This is a genomic window from Polynucleobacter sp. 35-46-11 (genome assembly GCF_002281105.1).
In genome coordinates, this window is sequence record NZ_NCFJ01000381.1 from 1 (window position 1) to 2,483 (window position 2,483).

Below are 2,483 nucleotides of genomic sequence, written 5' to 3' on the forward strand. Positions count from 1 at the left end.
AGAATAAAAAAGCCTCGTGTTGCGAGGCTTTTTAACTTGATCCAATGAGATTTACTTGCTACCTGCTTTACTATCAGTTGAAAGATTGATAATTAAGGCGTCAACCTTCTGGCCTCAGTAAACCTAGCTGCCCAATAGGGTGTAGTGATGTACTCCAGGCGCACAGTTCCTCCAGCGCTTGGGGCATGTACAAATCTACCTTGCCCAACATAAATTCCTGCATGTGAATACTTAGCACCGGTAGTGTTGAAAAAGACTAGGTCTCCTGGTGCGGGCGGTTGATTTTCAACGCTTTTACCCCTAGAGCTCATTTCTTGAATGGTCCGTGGCAGTTTAATGTTGGCTGACTTTTGGTAGACGTAAGCAATCAGCCCACTGCAATCAAATCCACCCTTAGGATTATTGCCGCCATAGCGATAAGGCACACCCACCAAACCTACTGCAGCGATCGAAATATCTTCAGTACCTACGCTGGTATCTTGCTTGAATTGTGCAACCTTAGCAGCATTATTTTTTGCTCCAAAGCTGCTGCACCCCGACAATGAGAGGAGGGCGCAAATAAAAATGCCGCACCCAATGAGAGTGCGGCATGAGGGAAGTTGCTTAGAGTGCGTCAGCAGCATGATCCGCAAGACGTGAACGTTCTCCACGAGCTAGAGTCACATGCCCACCATGACGCCAGCCTTTGAAGCGATCAACCACATAAGTTAACCCTGAAGAGCCTTCAGTTAAGTAAGGTGTGTCGATTTGGGCAATATTACCCAAGCAAACAATCTTAGTTCCTGGGCCGGCACGAGTCACTAAAGTCTTCATTTGTTTTGGAGTTAAGTTTTGCGCTTCATCAATAATCACAAACTTACTCACAAAAGTTCTGCCACGCATGAAGTTCATACTCTTTACTTTGATGCGTGAACGAATCAATTCTTGGGTAGCAGCACGACCCCATTCACCGGCACCACCATCTTCATTACGTTGCAAGACCTCAAGGTTGTCATCAAAAGCACCCATCCAAGGCTGCATTTTTTCCTCTTCAGTGCCTGGCAAAAAGCCAATATCTTCACCAACAGGAACGGTAGCGCGAGTAATGATAATTTCGTTATAGCGCTTGCTATCTAACACCTGTTCAAGGCCAGCAGCTAGAGCTAGCAAGGTTTTTCCGGTACCAGCTTGGCCTAGTAATGTAATGAAATCCACATCCGGGTTCATTAGCAAGTTCATTGCGAAGTTTTGTTCGCGGTTGCGCGCGGTCACACTCCACACATTATTTTTCTGGTGTGAAAAATCCCTCAATGTCTGTAGGAGGGCGGTCTTGCCATTAATTTCTTTTACTTGCGCGTAAAAAGGTGTGGAGCCATCTGGATTTTCTTGATAGACAAACTCATTGACCAGCATGTTTGGAACTGAAGGGCCGGTGACGCGATAAAACATCGTGCCAGATTTGCCATCAGCCCAGCTTTCCATATCTTTGCCATGCTTGGGCCAGAAGTCTGCTGGCAAAGACATGACACCGGAATACATTAAATCTCGATCCTCTAGCACTTGATCGTTGAAGTAGTCTTCAGCAGGCAATCCTAGAGCACGCGCCTTAATACGCATATTGATATCTTTAGATACCAAAACTACCTCTTGACCTTTGCGTGTCTTTTGGAGTTCGCTCACAACAGCGAGGATGAGGTTGTCACCTTTACCCTCAGGCAGTCCTTCGGGTAATGATTCAGTGGTTAGCTTGGTTTGGAAAAAGAGGCGACCAGATACATCCTGATTACCTAATTTATTGAGTGGAATACCTTCATCTAATGTACCGCTGGTGCCGGCAACCAATTGATCTAATGAGCGGCTGACGGTACGGGCATTACGGGCAACCTCAGTCATCCCTTTCTTGTGGTTATCCAACTCCTCAAGTGTGGTCATTGGCAGGAAGAGGTCGTGTTCGGAGAAGCGGAACAGGGAGCTCGGGTCATGCATCAGTACATTGGTATCTAAAACAAATAGGCTAGGTGGACCAGTGCGAACAATGCGCTTTGGTTTTTCTGGGACGCTTGCCATTTTCCTGTCATCACGCTCATGACGTGGCGCAACTGGACTGCGATCACTTTTGATTTTCTCGAGGGCGACTTCAGCGGCAGATAAGTCCTCTTCTGCATCTGTTACCCAATCTGGAGCATGACTTTCCATCACAACAGTTTTTGCTGGTGCAGGACGCTTTTTTAAATTTGGAGTGTCTTTGCTACTAATTTTTACTTGGCCAGCAATTTGAGTTGGGATTGGGGGCAATGGCATGCAGACTCTCCTAAAAGAAAAAACCGCCAAGCGGATTGCATTGACGGTCTATAACGAAACTGGGTGTAAAACGATCTGAAAAACGGCGGGGGATGCTTACCGAGCCTGTTCTGAAGTATTCAGGCTGATGAGTCAAACTGACTGTTAGACTTTCCCGTCGTTTACGGTGCATATGAACAACTTTACCCCAAATTTTGGGCTTT

General features: G+C 46.4%; 3 protein-coding genes. All 3 read right to left on the bottom strand.

All coding sequences use genetic code 11. From position 1 onward, the window contains the following. Nucleotides 1–92: 92 nt before the first annotated feature. Nucleotides 93–623 (bottom strand): C40 family peptidase, encoded by a 531-nt coding sequence (locus B7Y67_RS15210; RefSeq protein WP_367227293.1) that lies wholly within the window; start codon nt 621–623, stop codon nt 93–95. Then, a complete protein-coding gene (locus tag B7Y67_RS15215) occupies nt 604–2,280 on the bottom strand; it encodes a PhoH family protein (protein ID WP_293599359.1) in 1,677 nt (558 codons plus the stop codon). Before B7Y67_RS15215 ends, B7Y67_RS15210 begins: the two co-directional genes overlap by 20 nt. A 10-nt stretch (nt 2,281–2,290) precedes the next feature. Then, nucleotides 2,291–2,483 (bottom strand): hypothetical protein (locus tag B7Y67_RS15220; RefSeq protein ID WP_293599360.1); only part of this gene is annotated, 193 nt, incomplete at its 5' end.